Source organism: Nocardia sp. NPDC024068 (assembly GCF_040638875.1).
Taxonomy (GTDB): domain Bacteria; phylum Actinomycetota; class Actinomycetes; order Mycobacteriales; family Mycobacteriaceae; genus Nocardia.
In genome coordinates this window covers 57,429-76,803 of record NZ_JBEZYU010000003.1, presented here as the reverse complement: position 1 = coordinate 76,803, position 19,375 = coordinate 57,429, and the positions used below count along the sequence as shown (strand labels likewise).

Here is a 19,375-nt window from a genome sequence, read left to right as displayed (position 1 = left end):
CCGCTACCTCCTCCGGGCCTGACCCGCTCATGCCGCCGTCCCCAGGTAGGCCTCGATGACAGCGGGATCCCGCTGCACCACTTCGGGCTCGCCGTCTGCGATGACGCGGCCGAACTCCAGGCAGACGACGCGGTCGCAGATACCCATGACGAAGCCCATATGGTGTTCCACCACCAGCACGGTGAGGTCGAAGTCCACGCGCAGGCCGGCCAGGAGGTCGGCGAACTCCCCGACCTCCCCGTGGCTGAGCCCGTTGACCGGCTCGTCGAGCAACAGCAGGCGCGGGCCCGCGGCGAGGGCGCGGGCCAGCTCGATCCGTTTCAAGGTCCCGAAGGGCAGGCCGACCGCCGGATGGTCGGCGACCTCGTGCAGATCCAGCCTTTCCAGCAGACCGTCGACCTGGGCTCGGAGCCGGCGCTCTTCGGAGCGCACCCCCGGCAGGAACAGGCCGGCCGCGAGAAATCCGGCGCGGACCCGGTGGTGCGCGCCCACGAGCACGTTGTCCCGAACGGACATACGAGTGAACAGGCCCAGGTTCTGGAATGTTCGGGCGATACCGAGCCGCGCCATGAGATCGGGGCGCACCGTGAGCAGATCGGTTCCCAGGTACCGCATCGCGCCGGCGGTCGGCGCGCAGCGCCTGGTCAGGCAGTTGAACAGGGTGGTCTTACCGGCACCGTTGGGCCCGATGAGACCGACCATCTCACCGGTGGCGACGGCGAATCCGACGTCCTCCAGGGCCGTGATACCGCCGAATCGAACGGTCAGGCCGGATATCTCGAGCATGAGTCCTCCGGATCGGAAGCCGGACCGAAAAACTGTGCGGCAGCACACAGTCCGATACACCGGCTATGGGTCAGGCCAGCGTAAGAGCGCACCGAATGAAACACATCAGCCTTTGCGTCCCAATTATCGGCGGCGGAGTTGTCCGCCGAGGACAAGCGACCAGCGCATAATTTGATACATCTACCGCTATGTGTTGACATTCATTGCGCCGCCGTGGACCATCCGACTATGTCAGCTGGATCACAGTCGATCGCCGCCTCGCTGCCCGAACCGGTTCAGGCGGCACGCACCCGGATCGTCGGCACCATCTACGACCGCGCGGACGAAATCGCCGAGCTGGGCAGCTCCGCCATCCTCACCCAGGTCACCGGGTACGCCGGCCGCGACAGCGAATTCCGGGCCGATGTCCACGAGCAGGTGGCCCGCCTGTGCCGCACCGGCCTCGGCGCGCTCCTGGACAAACGACGGGTCACCGCGGCCGATCTCGCCTACACCCGGCGGGCGGCGGTACGCCGGGCCCAGTCCGGTCTGCCGCTCACCGACTACATCACCGCGTTCCGGCTCGGCCAGCAGGCCTTCTGGAAGACCCTCGTCGCCCACGCGGGAGACTCCCCGGCCGCCCGGGAGGCGACCCTGGCGATGGTCCTGCCGCTGACCCGGTACTGCGACCTGATCAGCACCCAGGCCACCCACGCCTATCTGGAGTTCCAGCAGCACCAGTCCGCCGAAGCCTCCCGCGACGGCCACGACCTGATGGAATGCCTGCTCGGCGGCGCGCTCCCGGAGCGCGGGCCACTGCTGAACACCGCGGCCACGCACGGTATCGGCCTCTCCGCGACCGAACGACTCGTCGTGGTCGCGGCGACCGTCTCGGAACGCCACGATCACGAGGGCAACCTCTTCTCCGAAACCGAAGCGCCCGGGATGGTCGCCGCGGCGCTGGCCCGCACCGGCGTGAACGGGCATCGGACCCTGGCGGTGGTCCGGGACTCCGATATCGTCGCCATCGCCGGCCTCGGCCGCAGCGGAACCGTCGAGGATCTCTGCGCGCGCCTGCGCCGCACGCGCGAAGCCCTCACCGGCGAGGGGATGACGGTGTCTCTCGGCGTCAGCACCGTGATCGCGGGCGCCGCCGAGCTGCCGCGCGGCCGTCAGGAAGCGGGCACCGCGCTGGACCTGGTTCCCGAAGGCGGCGGCGTGACGGCGCTACCCGAACTCAGCCCTTTCCGGTATCTGGTCCTGAATTCCGACGAGACCGCCCGCGGCCTGGTCGACCCCCGGGTATCCCGGACTCTGGCCGAGGACCATGCGAAGGGCGCGGTCCTGGCCGAGACCATCCATGCTTTCGTCGCCGCGGATATGAACCTGCGCGAAGCGGCCGACGCGCTGCGAATCCACCACAATACGGCCAAGTACCGGCTGCGGCGCATCCAGCAACTCACCGGTCGGAATGTCCGCAGCGTAACCGATCTCGTCGAACTGCTGGTCGCCATCGAACTCCGCCACACCCCGGCGCCGGTCCGGCGCGAGCACTGACCCTCGTCGCCGTGGGGTCGGGAGCGCGGGGAGATCACCTTCGCGATCGGTGGCAACGGCACCGGGCGCTCTCGCGAAACTGATCGCCGGACTCTACGTACCGCGCGGCGGCAGCATAACTGTGAACGAAGAACTGATCGATCACGAAAATATCAAATGGTTCCACCAGAATTCCGCGGCAGTATTCACCGATTCCCATCTGTTGGACGAGTATCCGAGATTCGACCGACCCGTATCGACGACGAGGTCCGGCGCTATCTCACCGAGTTGCACCTCGAGAACAAAGTCGAGGTGACGGACGCCAGGCTCTCCGCCCCGGAATTGCCTCGGTGGTTCGCGTGCGCACGGCGAACCGGGCTGGGTATCATCCACGCCGGATACGAAATATGTGTCGGCCGAATGATTTCGAGCAGGGATTTCTGTTCGGCCGGTTGACGAGCGCGCCCGAAGCCGGGCGCACCGACCTCAGGGGGTACTCGAGTGACAGGGCAGTCCCGGCTGCAGCCGGCGCACCGCCGCGGTAGAACCGCCGCGTCCACCGATTCCAGCGGTTCCCGCATCCCGATCTACACCAAGGAGTTCGCCGCCGATCCACATACCGCCTATCGGCGGATGCGGCTGCGCTACGGGGCACTGGCGCCGGTTGATATCGCGCCGGGTGTACCCGCCACGTTGGTGATCGGCTACCGCACTGCCCTGCGAATACTCGACGATACGACACAGTTCCCCTCCGATCCGCGCGCCTGGCAGCAGAAGGCGCCGGCCGGTCTGCCGATCGTGCCGATGATGCAGTGGCGCCCGAATGCCCTGCGCAGCACCGGCGCCGATCACGAGCGGTACCGCGGCGTGGTGGTCGAGGCCTTGGCCGGCGTCGACCTCATAGCGCTACGCACCCGGGTCGCGCGGGCAGCGGTCCCGCTGATCAACCGGTTCTGCGCGGACGGCTCGGCCGATCTCATCGACCGCTATGTCGTACCGCTGGTTTTCGAGGTACTCAACGGGATACTGGGCTGCCCGCCCGATCTGGGCGACCAGCTGATGCACGGGCTCGGCCCGATACTCGATATGCGCACCGACGAGGAGGCCGAAACCCTGGCGCGGAAGGCGCTCGTCGAACTGATCGCCGGGCGGCGGGCCGAACCCGGGGACGATGTCACCAGCCGGCTCATCCGGCACCCGGCGGACCTCTCCGACGACGAACTGGCCCATCAACTGCTCGGACTGTTCTGGACCGGAGTGGAACCGCCGCGCAACCTGATCGCCAATACCTTGCTGCTGATCCTCACCGATCCGCGGTTCTCGGCCAATCAGATCGGCTTCGCGCCCCCGGTCCGGGCGGCACTCGACGAGGTCCTCGCCACCGATCCGCCCCTGGCCAACCACTGCATCACCTATCCCCCGCTGCCCGTGCTGATCGACGATATCTGGCTGCCCGCCGATCAGCCCGTGCTCATCGGCCTGGCGGCCTGCAACAACGATCCCGAACGGACCGTGGGCACCCTGTCCACGCCGGAGACCGGCCTGGCGTGGGGCACAGGGGTCCATGCCTGCCCCGCGCACGCCCGGTCGATCGCCGGGCTGATCGCCGAGGAGGCCATCGATCAATTGCTCGATGCCCTTCCCGATCTGCGCCCGGCATTCGATCCGGAACAGGCAGTCTGGCGGCCGGGCCCGTTCCAGCGCGCCCTCACCGCGCTACCGGTCGAATTCCCGCCTACCCCGGGTATGCGTATCTTCTGAATCCGGCAGGGCACAGGCCTATCGGGCATCGCCGGAACCATCCGGCAGCGTACCGGGCCGGTATCCCGGCGCCGCCGGACTTCCGCGACGCGGTTCGACCGCGGCGTGTACCCCCGGAACTCCGTCCTCGATCACATAGGAGGCCCGGGTGTACACCGGCGCACCGGGACGGCTCACGTAGGGGACCACCCGGAAATCGGTGCGCCACAGCTGTTGCCCGACCTCGACCCGGACGTATCCCCGCTGCGCGTTGAAGAATTTCAGATCCGGGTTGGCGGCGAGCAACTGCTCGCCGCGGGCGTAGCTGTCGGCACCGTCGCCGCCGCTGGTGATCGAGGTCCCGGTGAATTCGGCGGCGACCACCGGTGTTCGCGGATCCGCCGGGTCCGCGCGCAGATCGGCGGCGTAGTTCTCGTGCCGGTCACCGGTGATCACCACGAGATTGGACACCGAACGCGCGGCGGCGGCCGCCAGAACCGCGGCGCGTTCCGCCGGGTATCCGTCCCAGGCGTCCCCGGACAGCTCTACGCCGGGCCCGGGGTCGTGATCGGTGCGGCCCAGCACCACCTGATTACCGAGGATCTGCCAGCGCGCCGGTGAGCTCGCGAATCCGTCGACCAGCCAGTTCCGTTGGCGGGCTCCCAGCATGGATCCGCCGCCACGGTACTGCCGGGTGTCGAGCATGGTGATATCGGCGAGATCGCCGAATCGGTAGCGTCGGTGCAGACGGATCCGCGACCCGGACGGGCGCTGCGTCAGCCGCAGCGGCTGATGTTCGTAGAGCGCCCGGAACGCCGCAGCGCGCCGGGCCCGGAAAACCGGCGGCACCCGGTCGGCGCCGGGCCGGGAACCCGGCCGGTCCCCGGCCCAGTCGTCGGCGAGTTCGTGATCGTCCATGGTCACCAGCCACGGGAACGCGGCATGTGCCCGGCGCAGCGCCGGATCGCTTTTGTACCAGCCGTAGTGGATCCGATATCCGCGCAGGTCCCGGGGTTCGTGGCGCAGATGCGATTCCACCGCGACGCCGCGGCCGTCACCGATGATCGGATACTCGTACAGGTAGTCACCGAGGTGCACGACGAGATCCAGGTCTTCCCCGGACATATGCTCATACGCCGTGTACCGGCCGTCGTTCCACGCCTGGCAGGATGCGAAGGCGAACCGCAGCCGCCGGGTCGGGGCCCCGGCCGCGGGCGCGGTGCGGGTACGGCCGACCGGCGAGATCTCGGACCCCACCCGGAACCGGTAGTAGTACCAGCGCCCCGGCGCGAGCCCCCGGATCTCCGGATGTACGGAATGGCCGAGGACGCGGTCGGCCACGGCGGAACCGCGTCGCGCGATATCGCGGAAACCTTCGTCGTGCGCGATTTCGTAATCCACCGTGACCGGGTCCGGTCCCATCCCGCCGAAGCCGTCCGGGGCGATCGGATCGGGCGCCAGCCGGGTCCACAAGACCACGCCGTCCGGTGTGGGGTCGCCGGATGCCACACCGAGCGAGAACGGATCGCCGAGCGCGCGGGGAGCGCGGAACCGGGCACTGCCGGCCCCGCCGGTACCGGCCACCAGAATGGCGGCGGCCGCGGCGCCGCCGGTCAGGAAGCGCCTGCGTGTGGTGTCCATTCTCCAGGGATCCCGCATCAGACCGACCACAGCGTGGCCCCGGGATGACTCTGCGGTGACCATCGGACGAGCGTTCCGGACGTTCGACGAGCCGGCGGTGGATCCCGGGTCGTGTAGGCTCGAATCGACCGCCGATCAGCCGGCGTTGTTCGTTTGCCCGATGGGCATTCCACCGTGGCAGATTTATCTGTAACTGTCGGTTACAGATAAATATCGGTTCGCCTGGCCTCCCGTTGACACTTACATGATGCCGGAACCTGCTCAAGTGATCCCGGAACCTGCTCGAGCGTTGGGCAGGCTTGTTCGTGAAGGTGAGGAGGTGACCTTGCCCGCCAAGGTGGGGCAGGTGACCTCACCCGCAAAGGTGGGGCAGGTGACCTCACCCGCAAAGGTGCTGTGTTTATTGGCGCGCTGGCGCGCGCGGGGTTCGGCCCCCTAAGCGTCTGCTGTCAGCCCTCGAGACTCGCGGCTGCGCCGCCTCGCTTCGAGGGCTGACAGCAGACGCGGGCCGAACCCTTTCAGGGCCTCGTAAAACTCGGCACCGTGCGGTTTGCCCGGTTGGCACCGAGTGTGGAGTGCGTCGCGGCGGGATCGGGCCCGCTCGGCAGCTGCCGGCCGTCCCGTGGGTGCACGGCCTCCGCGGCCTTCGGCGGCACGGCGGTCGCCCGGGGGTGTCGGGGACTATTGCTCGCTGTTCCGACCCGTCGGGAGTGTTCTACGTCACTCTTTGTCACAGGGGTGGTGTTCCCGGTGTCTCATGCTCGACCCCCTGAAGCGAGGAGACATCATGTCGGAGAACACCGAGGTAGTCGTGATCGGCGGTGGCTACGCCGGCGTCCTGGCCGCCAACCGTCTGACCCAGCGCGACGATGTGGCCGTGACCCTGATCAATCCACGTCCGGACTTCGTCGAACGGATCCGGCTACACCAGCTGGTGGGCGGTTCCGATGACGCGACCGTTCCGTACCGCGACGTGCTCGCCGAACGCGTCCGGCTGGTGGTCGGCACCGTCACCACTATCGACGCTCCCGGCCGGACGGTGGCCACGGCCGACGGCGGCACGCGGCGGTACGACTATCTGATCTACGCCGTCGGCAGCAGCAGCGCCGATCCGGGCGTGCCCGGGGCCGCCGAGTTCGCCTACCCGATCACCACCTTCGAAGAGGCTCAGCGGCTGCTGCCGGTTGTCACGGCCGCCCCTGCGACCGCGCCGGTGACGGTGGTCGGCGCCGGTCCGACCGGTATCGAGATGGCCGCCGAACTGGCCGAACAGGGCCGCCGGGTGACCCTCGTCTGCGGCCCGGTACTCGGCCCGTATCTGCACGCGCGCGGGCGGCGGTCGGTCGCCGAACGGCTGGCCGGGCTGGGCGTGACGATGCTCGAAGGTCCCGATACCCGGGTGACCGCCGTGACACGGGAGGCAGTGCGACTGCGCGACGGCCGGGAGTTGCCGAGCGCGGTGACCATCTGGACCGCCGGTTTCGGCGTCCCGGACCTGGCCGCCCGCAGCGGGCTGAGCACCGACGACGCCGGCCGCCTGCGCACCGACGAAACGCTGACCAGCGTGGACGACAGCCACATCATCGGTGCCGGGGATTGCGCGGTACCTTCGGATCTGCCGTTCCGGATGAGCTGCCAGTCCGCCACCAGAATCGGCGCGCATGCCGCCGATACGGTGCTCGCCCGGCTCGCCGGCGATACTCCCGCACCCATCGACCTGGGTTTCTTCGGCCAGTGCATCAGCCTGGGGCGAGGTGCGGGCATCTTCCAGTTCGCCTCCCGCGACGACACCGCCAACCGGTTCTTCCTCGCCGGCGGCGCCGGTGCGAAGCTCAAGGAGTTCGTCTGCACCCACACCGTCGGGCATCTGGCGGCGGAGGCGCGCAAACCCGGTTCGCTGCGGTGGGTGGCCGACGGTAAGCGCGCCGGGTTGCTGCGCGACCGGCGCAGCACACCGGCGACCACCCGCGAACCGGCGGCCTGAACCCGCCGGTGGCCGGGCCTCTCGAACACGGGTCCGGATTCCCGTACCGTGCGTCCTGCCTCAGGAGCGGGGCGGGGCGCACGGACACCGCCCATCCAGAAAGGGACGGCACCATGAGCACCCCCGTCGGCGATCCGGCCACCGAGACCTTCGTCGCCCACCGCAATCTGCTGTTCACCGTCGCCTACGAAATGCTGGGCTCGGCGGCCGATGCCGAGGACGTCCTCCAGGAGACCTGGCTGCGATGGGTCGAAGTCGACCTCGCGCAGGTGCAGGACCGCCGCGCGTATCTGGTGCGGATCACCACCCGCCAGTCGCTGAACCGCCTGCGGACGATGAACCGCCGCAAGGAATCCTACGTCGGCCAGTGGCTACCCGAACCGCTGCTCACGGCGCCGGATGTCGCGGAGAACGCCGAACTGGCCGATAGTGTGTCGATGGCGCTCATGCTGGTCCTGGAGACGCTGGCGCCGACCGAACGCGCGGTCTTCGTCCTGCGCGAGGTCTTCGATTTCGGCTACGACGAGATCGCCGACGCCGTGGGCAAGAGTTCCGCCGCGGTCCGCCAGATCGCCCACCGGGCCCGCGCCCACGTCGAGGCCCGCCGCCCGCGCGAAATCGTATCCGCGAGCCGCACCCGCGCGGCCCTGGAGTCGTTCCGGCAGGCCCTGGAGGCCGGTGATCCGCAACTCCTGCTCGATGTCCTGGCTCCCGAGGTGGTGCTCATCGCCGACGGCGGGGGTGTCAAACGCGCTGCCCTGCGGCCGATCAGCGGCGCCGAGACGGTGGCACGCTACCTGAGCCGCGGGCTGGGCAAGATCGAGGGCGCCTTCACCGTCGACTTCACCGTGGTCAACGGCAGCCCCGCCTTCGTCGTCCGGATCGACGATGTCCTGGAGGGCATCATGGCGTTCCGCGTCGAGGACGGCCACATCTCCGGCCTCTACTTCGTCCGGAATCCGGCGAAACTGACCCATATCGAATCGGAGACCACCCTCACGCTGCGGTGACGTGGCACCACCGCCGCGTGACGTGCCGGCTCAGGCCGCGGTGAGTACCCGCGGCCCGTCGGCGGTGACGGCGACCGTGTGCTCGGAGTGTGCCGTACGCGACCCGTCCGCGGAACGGATCGTCCACCCGTCGGGATCGGTGAAGATCCGGTCGGTGGTCTTGGCGAACCACGGCTCCAGGGCGATCACCAGCCCCGGCTTCAGCGGGAATCCCCGTCCCGCCCGCCCCGCGTTGGATACATGCGGGTCCTCGTGCATGGTGCGGCCGAGCCCGTGCCCGCCGAATTCGGTGTTCACCGGGTAGCCGTGCCGCCGCGCGACCGCTTCGATCGCGGCCGAGATATCGCCGATCCGGTTACCGGGCTGCGCGGCGTCGATCGCCGCACCGAGCGCTTCCTCGGTGGCCCGCACCAGCCGCTGATCCTCGGGGTCCGGTGTGCCGACGATGACCGTGGTCGCGGCGTCGGCCACCCAGCCGTCGATACCCAGCGCCAGATCCATGGTCAGGACGTCACCGTCGCGCAGGGCGTAGTCGAACGGCAGCCCGTGCAATACCGCATCGTTCACCGACAGGCAGACCGTGTTCCGGAACGGGCCGCGACCGAACGACGGCGAATAATCCCAGTAGCAGGAATGCGCGCCCCGCTCCCGGATCCTTTCCCGCACGATCGCCTCCAGTGCGAGCAGGTTCACCCCCACCCCGGCCGCGGCCCGCAGTTCGGCCAGGATCTCGGCCACGAACGCGCCCGCGACCCCGATCCGGTCGATCTCTTCGGGCGTTTTCAGTTCCACCATGACAACCTCCACTCCATATTCGGTATTTCTATACCGTGCTTGCGGTACATTAATACCACTTCTAAAGTAGAGGGCATGGTCCGCCTCCCCCTGACCCCATCCCAGATCGACGCCGGCCGCCGTCTCGGCGTCCGATTGCGCACCGCCCGCGACGGCCGGGACCTGGCCGACGTCGCCCGCGCGGCAGGTATATCCCCCGAAACCCTGCGGAAGATCGAAACCGGCCGGCTCCCCTCCCCCGGGTTCGGCACGGTGGTTTCGCTCAGCCGGGTCCTCGAACTCCCCCTCGAGGAACTCGCCGAGATATGGACGGCCGACAACCTCGCCGAATCCGCCTGACCGCCGCCGGCCCGCCGGTGGAACGACGCTCCGGCGACCCGGTTCGCCGCCCGGCCGGCGACAACACCGCGACGCCTACAAGGCCCCGCCCGCGTCGACCAGCTGGGTGGTGCCGGTGACGTACCGGGCGGCATCGGAGACCAGGTGCAGCACGGTGGCCGTGATGTCCTCCGGTTCGAGCGCGGCGACCGGAAGCCGGTTGAGCGTACGGGCCGCTTCCTCGAAATCGGCCCGACCCGGGCTCTCGAGGTCCGGGCGGAACAGCCGGTAGGTCGCGTCGTTGAGGATCATCTCGGTGGCGACCGTCGTGGGATGCACCGTGTTGACCCGGATGTTGTGCGGCGCGAGCTCTTTGGCCAGCACCTTCATCAGCATCACCAGTCCGGCCTTCGACGCCGAATAGTGTGCGGTGTTCTCGTTGGCGTGGAATGCCGCAAGAGAGCTGGTGATCACCACCGAACCGCCGCGCCCGCCTTCGATGAGGTGCGGGACCGCGGCTTTCAGTGATTTCCACACGCCGGTGAGATTGATATCGATCATGTCCTGCCAGACATCCTCGTCCATCTCCAGGGTGGGCGCGGGGCTCGAGATTCCGGCATTGGCGACGACGATGTCGAGGCGTCCGAACGCGGCCATGCCGTCGGACACCGCCCCGGCCAGCGCCGCGTAATCGCGGACATCGGCGTCGCGGGCCACGATCCGGCGGCCGGTGGCCTCCACCTGCCGCACCGTTTCGGCGAGATCGGCGGCATCCGCCAGGGCGTAGGGAACACTACCGACCTTCGCGGTGGTATCGACGGCGATGATGTCGGCCCCCTCGTGCGCGAACCGCACCGCGTGACTGCGGCCCTGTCCACGTCCGGCGCCGGTGATGAAGGCGACCTTGCCGTCCAGAATGCCCATGAGCCACTCCACTCGCGAATTCATATGATGTTTGCTCGACGCACCGCGAGACTATGACACCGGCTGCCAAAAGTCGACAGCCTCGCCAGCGCTGAGCGGCCACTGGTCCGGACCTGACATATGATCTCGGTGCCCGCAGCGCCGCGGTGTCCGGCCGAATCCCACCAGATCCGACGACTCCCTCCCGGAGCCGTTGTCCGCCGACCTGTCTGGAGCAAGCCATTGACCACCCCGCCGAATACCGGGCCGTCCGCCGCGGATCCCCGGCACGGCGACGAACACCGGTTCGCGCTCTACACACCCGAATTCGCCACCGACCCGCACCGCTGCTATGAGCAGATGCGGGCGCGGCACCGCTCGCTGGTCCCGGTGGACCTGGCGCCCGGCGTCCCCGCGACGCTGGTGATCGGATACCGGACCGCCCTGCGAATCCTCAACGATCCCGGCCGTTTCCCGGCCGACCCGCGGACCTGGGAAAAGTCCGTACCACAGGACTGCCCGGTCCTGCCGGTACTGCAGTGGCGTCCCAATCCGCCGCGCAGCGCGGGCGCCGCGCACACCCGGTACCGAGGCGCCACCACCGCCGCTCTGGCCGGCGTGGATCTGCACGCCGCCCGGCGCACCGTCGAACAATTCGCGGCGCCGCTGATCAACACGTTCTGCGCCGAAGGCGCCGCGGACCTGGTGGCCCAATACGCGTTCCCGCTCACCTTCGAGGTCATCAACGCGATGCTCGGCTGTCCGCCGGATATCAGCGAACGGGCTGCCGAGGCGACCGCCGCCATCTTCGACGGCGTCGACACCGAGAAGGGCAACCGGATGTTCGGTGAAGCGGTCGCCGAACTCGTCGAATCCAAACGCGCCGAACCCGGCGACGACATCACCACCCGGCTGCTGCACCATCCCGCCGCGCTCGACGAAACCGAGATGATCCATCAGGTGATCGCGCTCTACGGCGTCGGCATGGGTCCGATGCAGAGCCTGATCATCAACGCGCTGCGTCTCATGCTCACCGATGATCGGTTCGCCGACGATATGCTCGGCGGCGCGGTCTCCACCCGCGAGGCGCTCGACGACGTCCTGTTCGACGACCCGCCGCTACCGAACGCCAGCGTCACCTACCCCCGGCAACCGATCCTGATCGACGATGTCTGGCTGCCCGCGCATCAACCCGTGGTGATCAGCCTGACCGGCTGCAACAACGATCCGCGGATCCGCACCGGCCAGCACCCCGGAAACCGCGCCCATCTGGCCTGGGGCGCCGGCCCGCACGCCTGCCCCGCCCAGCACACCGCCTACATCGTCGCCCAGGAAGCCATCGACCAGCTGCTGGACGCCCTGCCGGAGATCCGCTTGACGGTCCCGGCCTCGGAGCTGCGCTGGCGGCCCGGCCCGCTGCACCGCACCCTCGCCACACTGCCGGTCACCTTCCCGCCGTCACCGCCCCTGCCGGTCCCCTGAGCGAGCCGGAAACGGACCGGCCATCCTCGGCTGGGAGAAAGTGCGCGACATACACCAGCGCGAATCCGCGCGGATGCTGTCCACCGGCCGACGATCTCGCCGCATCCGCCCGGGCGATCCCCGGCTCGGGCCGGTCAGGAAAGGTGTAGCGGTGCGGACGCCGGGAATTCCACGGACAGCGATGTCAGCGACCGGTGGAAAGGACCGGGCCGCCAGGTGGGGGGCTGCGCCAGCGTTATCTCCGGTAGGGCGTCGAGGAGTTGGTCGATGGCGTCCTGCGCGATGAGATAGGCCATGGACTGGGCCGGGCAGGTGCGCGCACCGACCCCCCACGCCAGATGGGAACGGTTGCCGGTGCGATCCCCGCCGCCGACCGCGGGGTCGTTGTTGCATGCCGCGATACCGACGACGATCGGCTGATGCGCGGGTAGCCAGGCATCGTCGATGAGAATGGGCTGCCGAGGGTAGGTGAGCAGGTAGTTCGCCAGCGGCGGGTCGTTGAACAAAACATCGTCGAGAGCTTCGCGGGTGGGCAGGCTGCCGCCCAGCACGCCGCCGCCCAGGCTGTCGTCGGTGAGAATGAACAGCAGCGTGTTCACGATGAAGTTCTGCTGGAACTCGATCCCGGCGCCGTACTGACTGGCCAGCTGGTGGACCATTTCCAGATCGTCGAGCCGGGCCGGATGCCGCAGCAGCGCGGAGGTGATGTCGTTTCCGGGTTCGGCACGTTTGAGGGTCACCAGCTCGAGCATCGCCTCGCTGATCATCATGTTGCCGTGATCGGCGTCGACACCCTCGACGATCGACGCCATACCCGCGGCCATTTTCTCCCCCACCTCCGGCGGGCATCCGAAGAGCACGTTGAGCACTCCGAAGATCAGGGGGAAGGTGTACTGGCCGATCAGATCGGCGTGACCGTCGGCACAGAAGGAGTTGATCAGCGAGACGGCGATCTCCTCCACCGTGGTGTGCAGCGCGTAGAGGTCGACCTCGCCGACGCTTTCGGTGGTGGCCTGCCGGTACCTGGCCGCCTCCGCTCCGGCGCTCCGGGTCGCCATCGGGCGCCATTCCATCATCGGCAGTACGGGGCAACCGGCCGGTACGTCCTTCTGCCAGGTGCGCGGGTCGGCCGGGAAATGTTCGGGGTCGTTGAGGATCCGCACCGCTGTCCGGTAGTCGACCACCAGCGTGGCGGGAACGCCGGGCGCCAATTCCACCGGAATCATCGACCGGCCCTGTTCGCGCATGGCCCGGTAGTAGGCGTGCGGATCGGCCGCGAATTCCGGCGCGAACAGCGACACCCGGGGTTCGTCGGAATCGAACGGCGAGATCGGACGGGACGAGGACGATGAGGCCGGCGTTGCGGACGGGACGGTACTCACGGGGACTCCAGACAGCTGTTGCGGACGGCGGACTGTGAACCAGGTATTCGGCGGTGGCCGATATCGCGTTTCGACTCCGAGTGCACGAGCCACTCCAGGGACTCGAGGCGCCGGGCGGCTAGACTCTGGCCGGTGCTGTCCACGCGGAAGGTGTACTCGCCGCGAGTGTTCGCACCAGGAGGACCACCGGGGCGGGGTGGCAGGCGGCGACCATCACCGGAGGCCGGTGGACGAGAGGTAGTGCGGTGGTGACGGATCCGGGAGCGCGACCTCGCCGGGGCCGTGGGCGGCCGCCCGGATCGGATGGGGCCGACACCCGGGACACCATTCTGCGGGCGGCTCGTGAGCTGTTCAGCGAGGTCGGCTACGACCGTGCGACATTCACCGATATCGCTGCCCGGGCCGGCATCAGCCGCACCAATATCAACCACTATTTCCGGAGTAAGGACGAGCTCTACCGGACGCTGTTCGAAGCGGACAAGGACAGTGTGATCACGGCCGGAATCGCCGAAGCGGGCGCGGCGCAGGACATCGCCGACCGAATGGCCGCGTTCCTGCGCGTCAGCATGCGGGCCGATTCCGAGAACCGCACCTACGTCCGGTTCCTCGCGGCCTCGCTGTTCGACGCGTTGCGCAATCCGGAACTGGGTGATTGGGCGGAGGGACAGATCGAATATGTGCGTAGCTTCATCCGGCCCGCGCTGGCCGCCGCGGCGGCGGAGGGGACGATCGGGCGCGATATCGATACCGACGCTGTCACCGAGGTGCTCATCGCGGTGGTGTGGGGTATGAGCATGTATGCGGGATTCGTCGGCACCGACGACCGGCTCGAGCCGATGATCGATCATCTCGTCGGCCTGTTGCGCGGCACTCTCTGGTAGCCGCCGCCGGGTCGCAACGGGCCGCCCCGGCCGACCGGCGAAGCGGACTCGTTGCGACACCGTGGGTTTCATCCGACCGCGGTCACCTGCCCCGTATCGCCGTCCAGGCGGATGCGCTGACCGTCGCGGATCCGGTAGCTTCCGTTATCTGTGCCGCAGACACACGGGATACCGAGTTCGCGGGCCACGATCGGCCCGTGGCTGAGCATGCCGCCGTAGTCGGTGACCACCCCGGCCGCGACGAGGAACAGCGACACCCAGCTCGGATCGGTCGTCTCGCAGACGAGGATGTCCCCGTCCTCGAGTTCGGTGGTGGCGGGATCGCGGACCACCCGGGCCCGGCCCTCCACCACGCCGCCGCTGGCGGCCACGCCGGTGATCACCCCGGATACGCCCAGTGCCGGAGCATCGGAGTCACCGACCTTGGTCAATTCGGGTACGCCCGACCACGATTGCGGCAGACGATAGTCGCACCGCTGGTCGTACTGTGCCCGCCGGGCACCGACCAGCGCACGCCGGTCCTCGGTGACACCGCCGCACACTTCCTCGTAGGACAGGTGGAATACGTCGTCGACGGCGTCGATCACACCGGCATCGACCAGCAGCGTGCCCTGCCTGCGCATCGCCGCCCTGGCGATATCGAAGGTGAGCAGATACCCGGCTTTGCCCTGTTCACGCAACGCGATCCAGCGACTCGCCCACCGCACGTTCCGGGCCGCGCCGCCGCGTTTGCGGGCGGGCAGGGCAGCCTGGAGTTCGGCCAGCGCGCGTTGCCGGATCTCGACCTGTTCCCGGCTCCGATTCCGTGGCGCCCGTGGGCTGTCCGCGGGAATGGCGCGATAGTCGGCGAGCCGGGTGAGCACCGGAGCCGGCTCCTCTCGCCATGTCACACCGGACAACTGCCCCTCGTCGGTGCCGTGATAGCCGTGCCTATCGGTGAACTCGCGCAGGGTGATCTCGTCGTGGGCGAGCGCCCACAGGTCGTGTGCGATCTCGCTCTCGTCGGATCCGACGCCGGACAGCAGCGCGGGCCCGAGATGGTTCAGGTCGAGTTCGGCGAGCATATCGGTCACCCGGTCGGCCAGCCCGGAGCTGACGAACGCGACGAGCATATGTTTGGTCAGCATGCGCCGGAATCGGCGCTGCGCGTCGGCCAGTAGCTCGACGCAACCCGCGTGGTCGAGGGCGTCGATACCGTCCAGATGCGCCAGCCGCCAGCGGCGCAGCTCGGCGAATTCGGCATCGTGGCGGCCGGGGAGCCGCAGTACCGCGCCCGGCGCCTTGATGGCGATGACCGGATAGCGTCGTGCGCTGTTCGCATCCACCGTCTCCGGCCGGACGTAACCGAACAACTGCTGCTCGACCGCCGTCGCCGAGGTGCCGGGGGTGATATTCGCGATCTCGCGGAATTTGTCGATATTGGCCGCGGCCCGTCCGGCGAACAGGGTCCAGAACATATCCTCGGTCCGGTCGGGGACCTGTACCTGTTTCGCGGTGAGGACACCCAGATTCTTGAAGGTGGCACGGGTGGCCAGTTCCACCGACGCGTTGATGAATGTGAATCCGAGAGTGGTGAAAACGCCGGGAAATGCCTCCGCGACATTGCCGGTCGTCCAGGTGACCGACGGATCGATCGTCGTGTTGTCGAGGGTTTCCTCGACCTCTTCGCGGCTGCTCATTGCATTCTCTCCATCTCGCGGCGCACGAGCAGCTCGGGCAACGAGCCCGGTGCGGCGTGCGGGGATTCTGCGCGTGCCCAGCGGGTGAGCAGCGCGATATCGGGGTCGTCGGCCGGAGCGCCGGGGACGACGGTGAGCGTGCCGGGATACACCGCACCGGCCGTCGCATCGACGGTGACCACCCGTCCGGCCAGTCCCATGAGCGTCTGTACACCGCATCCGACCACACACGGAACGGCCAGCTCCCGGCAGACCACCGCCGCGTGCGAGGTCGATCCGCCGAGTTCGGTGAGCACCGCCGCGGCCACCGACATACCCATGACATCGTCGGGGTCGGTGGTCGGCCGGGCGAGTATCACCGTCTCTCCGCGGTCCGCATGCTCCATCGCGACGGCGGCGTCGGTCACGACGAGCCCCGTGGCGATACCCGGACAGGCCGGTTTCCCGGTCGCCACCGGGGTCGTCGCTGCCGCCTCGGTCACGTCGAGGTGCGGGGTGAGAAGGGCACCGACCTGCTCGGGTCGCACACGGTCGAGCGCCTCGCCGGTGGTGATCAGCCCGAGCCGGCGCAGCAGGATCGCATGCCGGATCGCGGCCTGCGGAGAGCGTTTCGCGGCGCGGGTCTGCAGCAGCCACAGCCTGCCGCTCTCCACGGTGAACTCGATATCCTGCACATCACGGCCATCGGCCTCCAGCCGCGCGGCGGCGGCGAGCAGGTCGGCATGCACATCCGGCATCGCGGAAGCCAGATCCGCCGCCGCGAGGGCATCGGCGCGGCCGGACACCACGTCCTCCCCCTGACCCCGCGGCAGCCACTCGCCGTAGGGTTCGGGATCCCCGGTGAGCGGGTCACGGGTGAACAGCACCCCGGTTCCCGATCGGTCGTCGAGATTGCCGAAGACCATCGCCTGCACGGTGACCGCGGTGCCGGCGTCGTGGGACAGCCCGCGGGTCTCGCGATAGGCGACCGCGCGCGGCGAATGCCACGAACAGAAAACCGCGACGATCGCGCGGCGCAACTGCTCCCAGGGGTCGCCGGATGGGCGGCGGCCGACGACCTTCTCGAACTGCGCGCGAAAACGCCGGTGGGTGTCGGCGGCGAACGACCGATCCTCGGACTGCGCGGCCAATGCCCGTTCGACGTCGTCGTTCATCCCCAGGTTGAGTACCGTGTCCATCATCCCGGGCATGCTGGTCGCGGCGCCGGAGCGCACCGAGACGAGGAGCGGCCGGGGGCCGGCCCCGAACCGGCGGCCGGTGGCCTCCTCCAGTTCCGCCACGGCCGCGAGCACGGCGTCCCACACTGCGGCGGGCAGCTCGTCGCCGGCCAGGCGAATATGACGGCCGGCCCCGGTGGTGAGCACGAAGGCGGGCGGAACGGGCAGTCCGAGCGCCGACATCCGCTGAATGCTCCAGGCCTTGCCGCCGATCAGGCCGCGATCCGCGGCAGTTCCGGAGCCGAGGACGAAGACCTGCGGGGGTCCGGAGGCAGCCGAGGTCATTCCGGCCTCCCGGCCGCTTCTTCCCGCACCCGGGACAGACCGGCGAGCCCGATCAGTTCCTCGTGCAGTTCGAACCAGACCGTGTGGTAGCTGTCGATGAGCGGTCGCGCGAACCAGGCCGGGTCGCCGGACCGTATTCCGGCCAACGCCGCCGCGAACCGGTTCGGGTATTCCGCGAGCCGCGGTGCGAGGGCGACGAATTCGGCGAGCAAGGGCCCGAACCGCTCGTGCAGAGCGCTCAGCCGGGCCACGATCCGCGCGTCGTAGTCGGCGTCGGTGTGGTCGTTGGGGCGGTCTCCGCCGATGAGCTGCCAATCGGTGACCAGCTGTTTGAATTCGGTGTCGAAGGTGGCGAACTCTCGGTAGCGCCCGCGGACCCGGTCCTGATCAACGGTGGCCCGCTCGGCGGCCAGCAGGGTGTCGAGCCGGGCCCGGCCCTCGGCGGTGAGCTTGATGCGCGTGCCCACCCGCGCCAGCTCACCGGTGGTGAGCAAGGTCTCCACGACGGCGGCGAGGTCGGATTCGGCGAGTCCTGCCGCGGCGGCGAGGTCGGATTCGGTAGGGCGCCCCTTGAATCGCGCCGTCTGAAGGACGCGCAGGACGTGCGGCATGGCGTGGCTGCTTTCTCTCGTCGGCGCTGCTACGCGACCCGGTGCAGGATCGCCTGCTCGAAAATGCCTTCCCCGCCGCGCCCTCCGCTGTCGAGCATCATGAAATCGTCGTATACCCCCAGCGCCGGCCCTTCGGTCTCGGCGGGGCCGGCCGGGACCCAGAAGCCTCCGAGCCGGGTACGCATCGACACCACCCGGGTGGTGTCGTCGGCGAGCGTGAGCCGGGCCCAGCGGTATTGCGCCGCCGCGTCCCGCGCGAACGTGATCCCGGTGATGCCCGTCGAACTCGTGCCGTCGATGACGAAACCGTCTGCGGTCAGGGTGTCATCGGCGCCCCGGAACTTCATGGCCGAAACGAAGGTCGAATCGTTCACGGTGAACAGTGCGGCGAATTCGACCCATTGCGACGATTCGTCGCGGAACCCCCAGGTGCGGTCTCGCATACCGTGCCCGGCGACCGCGACCGTCGTCCCGTCGACGGTCACCCCGCCCGCGACGGTGCACGCCTGCTGGAAGTGCTGGAGCGGTGCGCCGGGCACGAGCGCCGGGATCGCGTTGTTGGCGCCGTAGTCCGCGGCAACGAACAGCGGAGCGTTGACGAGTTCGGCCCGGACGGCGGGATGATCCACCCGCACCCGGCCGTCGAGCCCGAAATGGATGCTCGCACTGCTGAAGGTTCCTTCGGCGAGGGTTTCGATCACCTCGGTGACCCGGCCTCGCACCGAGACACTGAACCGGGCGCGGCGCGCATCGGGGGCGTTCGGCGAGGTCGAGACGTGCACCGTACCGAACACCTGGGCGCCGGAATCCCAGAACGACAGGTAGGCGTTGTCCTTCCACACCGGATCACCGGCCCCGGCGGCACCGTGATGAATCGGCTCGGACAGCTTTCCCCAGCTCTGCTCGGCCCGAGTGGCGGTGGTCATCGAGGGTCCCTCCAGGTTTGCGGTGCACCGCAGCATTCGGCCCTGACCTCGACGCTCATGACGGTTTCCCGGTTTCCGGCACGGGGTGATCGTGCGCGGGATGCGAACAGTGAACAGCTGCGCGGCATGGTCGCGCCGTGGTCATACCGGCGCCGGGTCACCGCGCAGCTGTGAGGCTATACGAAATGACGGGAGTGTCAATTTATGGGAACACATCCCG

16 protein-coding genes are annotated in these 19,375 nt (G+C 68.8%); 7 read left to right on the top strand and 9 right to left on the bottom strand.

Features of this window, described 5'->3' with window-relative positions:
- Positions 1-27: 27 nt before the first annotated feature.
- Entirely contained in the window at positions 28-786 is a 759-nt protein-coding gene (locus tag AB0F41_RS05525) for an ABC transporter ATP-binding protein (RefSeq protein WP_357421507.1), read from the bottom strand.
- Positions 787-1,014: 228 nt separating this feature from the next.
- Here AB0F41_RS05525 and AB0F41_RS05520 point away from each other — a divergent pair, with 228 nt between their 5' ends.
- Together AB0F41_RS05520 and AB0F41_RS05515 are read left to right on the top strand one after the other, a co-directional pair.
- A complete protein-coding gene (locus AB0F41_RS05520) occupies positions 1,015-2,322 on the top strand; it encodes a helix-turn-helix domain-containing protein (protein ID WP_357421506.1) in 1,308 nt (435 codons plus the stop codon).
- Positions 2,323-2,802: 480 nt separating this feature from the next.
- Complete coding sequence (locus tag AB0F41_RS05515; RefSeq protein ID WP_357421505.1) at positions 2,803-4,062, top strand: cytochrome P450; 1,260 nt, start codon at positions 2,803-2,805, stop codon at positions 4,060-4,062.
- Between the two features lie 18 nt (positions 4,063-4,080).
- On the opposite strand, the gene AB0F41_RS05510 is transcribed toward AB0F41_RS05515, so the two are convergent.
- Positions 4,081-5,682, bottom strand: coding sequence for an alkaline phosphatase D family protein (locus AB0F41_RS05510; RefSeq protein ID WP_357421504.1), 1,602 nt, complete (start codon positions 5,680-5,682; stop codon positions 4,081-4,083).
- Positions 5,683-6,469: 787 nt separating this feature from the next.
- Here AB0F41_RS05510 and AB0F41_RS05505 point away from each other — a divergent pair.
- Positions 6,470-7,666 (top strand): FAD-dependent oxidoreductase, encoded by a 1,197-nt coding sequence (locus tag AB0F41_RS05505; protein WP_357421503.1) that lies wholly within the window; start codon positions 6,470-6,472, stop codon positions 7,664-7,666.
- A 113-nt stretch (positions 7,667-7,779) separates the two neighbouring features.
- Positions 7,780-8,676: an RNA polymerase sigma-70 factor gene (locus tag AB0F41_RS05500; protein ID WP_357421502.1), complete on the top strand. Its 897-nt coding sequence runs from the start codon at positions 7,780-7,782 to the stop codon at positions 8,674-8,676.
- A gap of 30 nt (positions 8,677-8,706) precedes the next feature.
- Here AB0F41_RS05500 and map read toward each other — a convergent pair whose 3' ends face one another.
- Entirely contained in the window at positions 8,707-9,471 is a 765-nt protein-coding gene (map, locus tag AB0F41_RS05495; RefSeq protein WP_357421501.1) for a type I methionyl aminopeptidase, read from the bottom strand.
- A 75-nt stretch (positions 9,472-9,546) separates the two neighbouring features.
- Here map and AB0F41_RS05490 point away from each other — a divergent pair, with 75 nt between their 5' ends.
- Positions 9,547-9,810, top strand: coding sequence for a helix-turn-helix transcriptional regulator (locus AB0F41_RS05490; RefSeq protein ID WP_357421500.1), 264 nt, complete (start codon positions 9,547-9,549; stop codon positions 9,808-9,810).
- A 75-nt stretch (positions 9,811-9,885) separates the two neighbouring features.
- Here the strand turns inward: AB0F41_RS05490 and AB0F41_RS05485 are convergent, their stop codons facing one another.
- Complete coding sequence (locus AB0F41_RS05485) at positions 9,886-10,713, bottom strand: mycofactocin-coupled SDR family oxidoreductase (RefSeq protein ID WP_357421820.1); 828 nt, start codon at positions 10,711-10,713, stop codon at positions 9,886-9,888.
- A 222-nt stretch (positions 10,714-10,935) separates the two neighbouring features.
- Here AB0F41_RS05485 and AB0F41_RS05480 point away from each other — a divergent pair, with 222 nt between their 5' ends.
- Positions 10,936-12,174, top strand: a complete 1,239-nt coding sequence (locus tag AB0F41_RS05480) for a cytochrome P450 (protein WP_357421499.1) — start codon at positions 10,936-10,938, stop codon at positions 12,172-12,174.
- Positions 12,175-12,308: 134 nt separating this feature from the next.
- Here the strand turns inward: AB0F41_RS05480 and AB0F41_RS05475 are convergent, their stop codons facing one another.
- Positions 12,309-13,556 carry a cytochrome P450 gene (locus tag AB0F41_RS05475; protein ID WP_357421498.1) on the bottom strand — a complete coding sequence of 416 codons (1,248 nt, stop codon included), beginning with the start codon at positions 13,554-13,556 and terminating at the stop codon, positions 12,309-12,311.
- A 248-nt stretch (positions 13,557-13,804) separates the two neighbouring features.
- Here AB0F41_RS05475 and AB0F41_RS05470 point away from each other — a divergent pair, with 248 nt between their 5' ends.
- Positions 13,805-14,437 carry a TetR/AcrR family transcriptional regulator gene (locus AB0F41_RS05470; RefSeq protein ID WP_357421497.1) on the top strand — a complete coding sequence of 211 codons (633 nt, stop codon included), beginning with the start codon at positions 13,805-13,807 and terminating at the stop codon, positions 14,435-14,437.
- A gap of 68 nt (positions 14,438-14,505) precedes the next feature.
- On the opposite strand, the gene AB0F41_RS05465 is transcribed toward AB0F41_RS05470, so the two are convergent.
- Genes AB0F41_RS05465 through AB0F41_RS05450 form a run of 4 tightly spaced genes read right to left on the bottom strand, consistent with a single transcriptional unit; the run spans position 14,506 to position 19,155 of the window.
- A complete protein-coding gene (locus tag AB0F41_RS05465; protein WP_357421496.1) occupies positions 14,506-16,116 on the bottom strand; it encodes a PEP-utilizing enzyme in 1,611 nt (536 codons plus the stop codon).
- Positions 16,113-17,618 carry a pyruvate, phosphate dikinase gene (locus AB0F41_RS05460; protein WP_357421495.1) on the bottom strand — a complete coding sequence of 502 codons (1,506 nt, stop codon included), beginning with the start codon at positions 17,616-17,618 and terminating at the stop codon, positions 16,113-16,115. Before AB0F41_RS05460 ends, AB0F41_RS05465 begins: the two co-directional genes overlap by 4 nt.
- Positions 17,615-18,229, bottom strand: a complete 615-nt coding sequence (locus AB0F41_RS05455) for a hypothetical protein (protein WP_357421494.1) — start codon at positions 18,227-18,229, stop codon at positions 17,615-17,617. The genes AB0F41_RS05460 and AB0F41_RS05455 overlap by 4 nt, the downstream gene beginning before the upstream one ends.
- A gap of 29 nt (positions 18,230-18,258) precedes the next feature.
- Positions 18,259-19,155, bottom strand: coding sequence for a hypothetical protein (locus tag AB0F41_RS05450; protein ID WP_357421493.1), 897 nt, complete (start codon positions 19,153-19,155; stop codon positions 18,259-18,261).
- Positions 19,156-19,375: the final 220 nt, after the last annotated feature.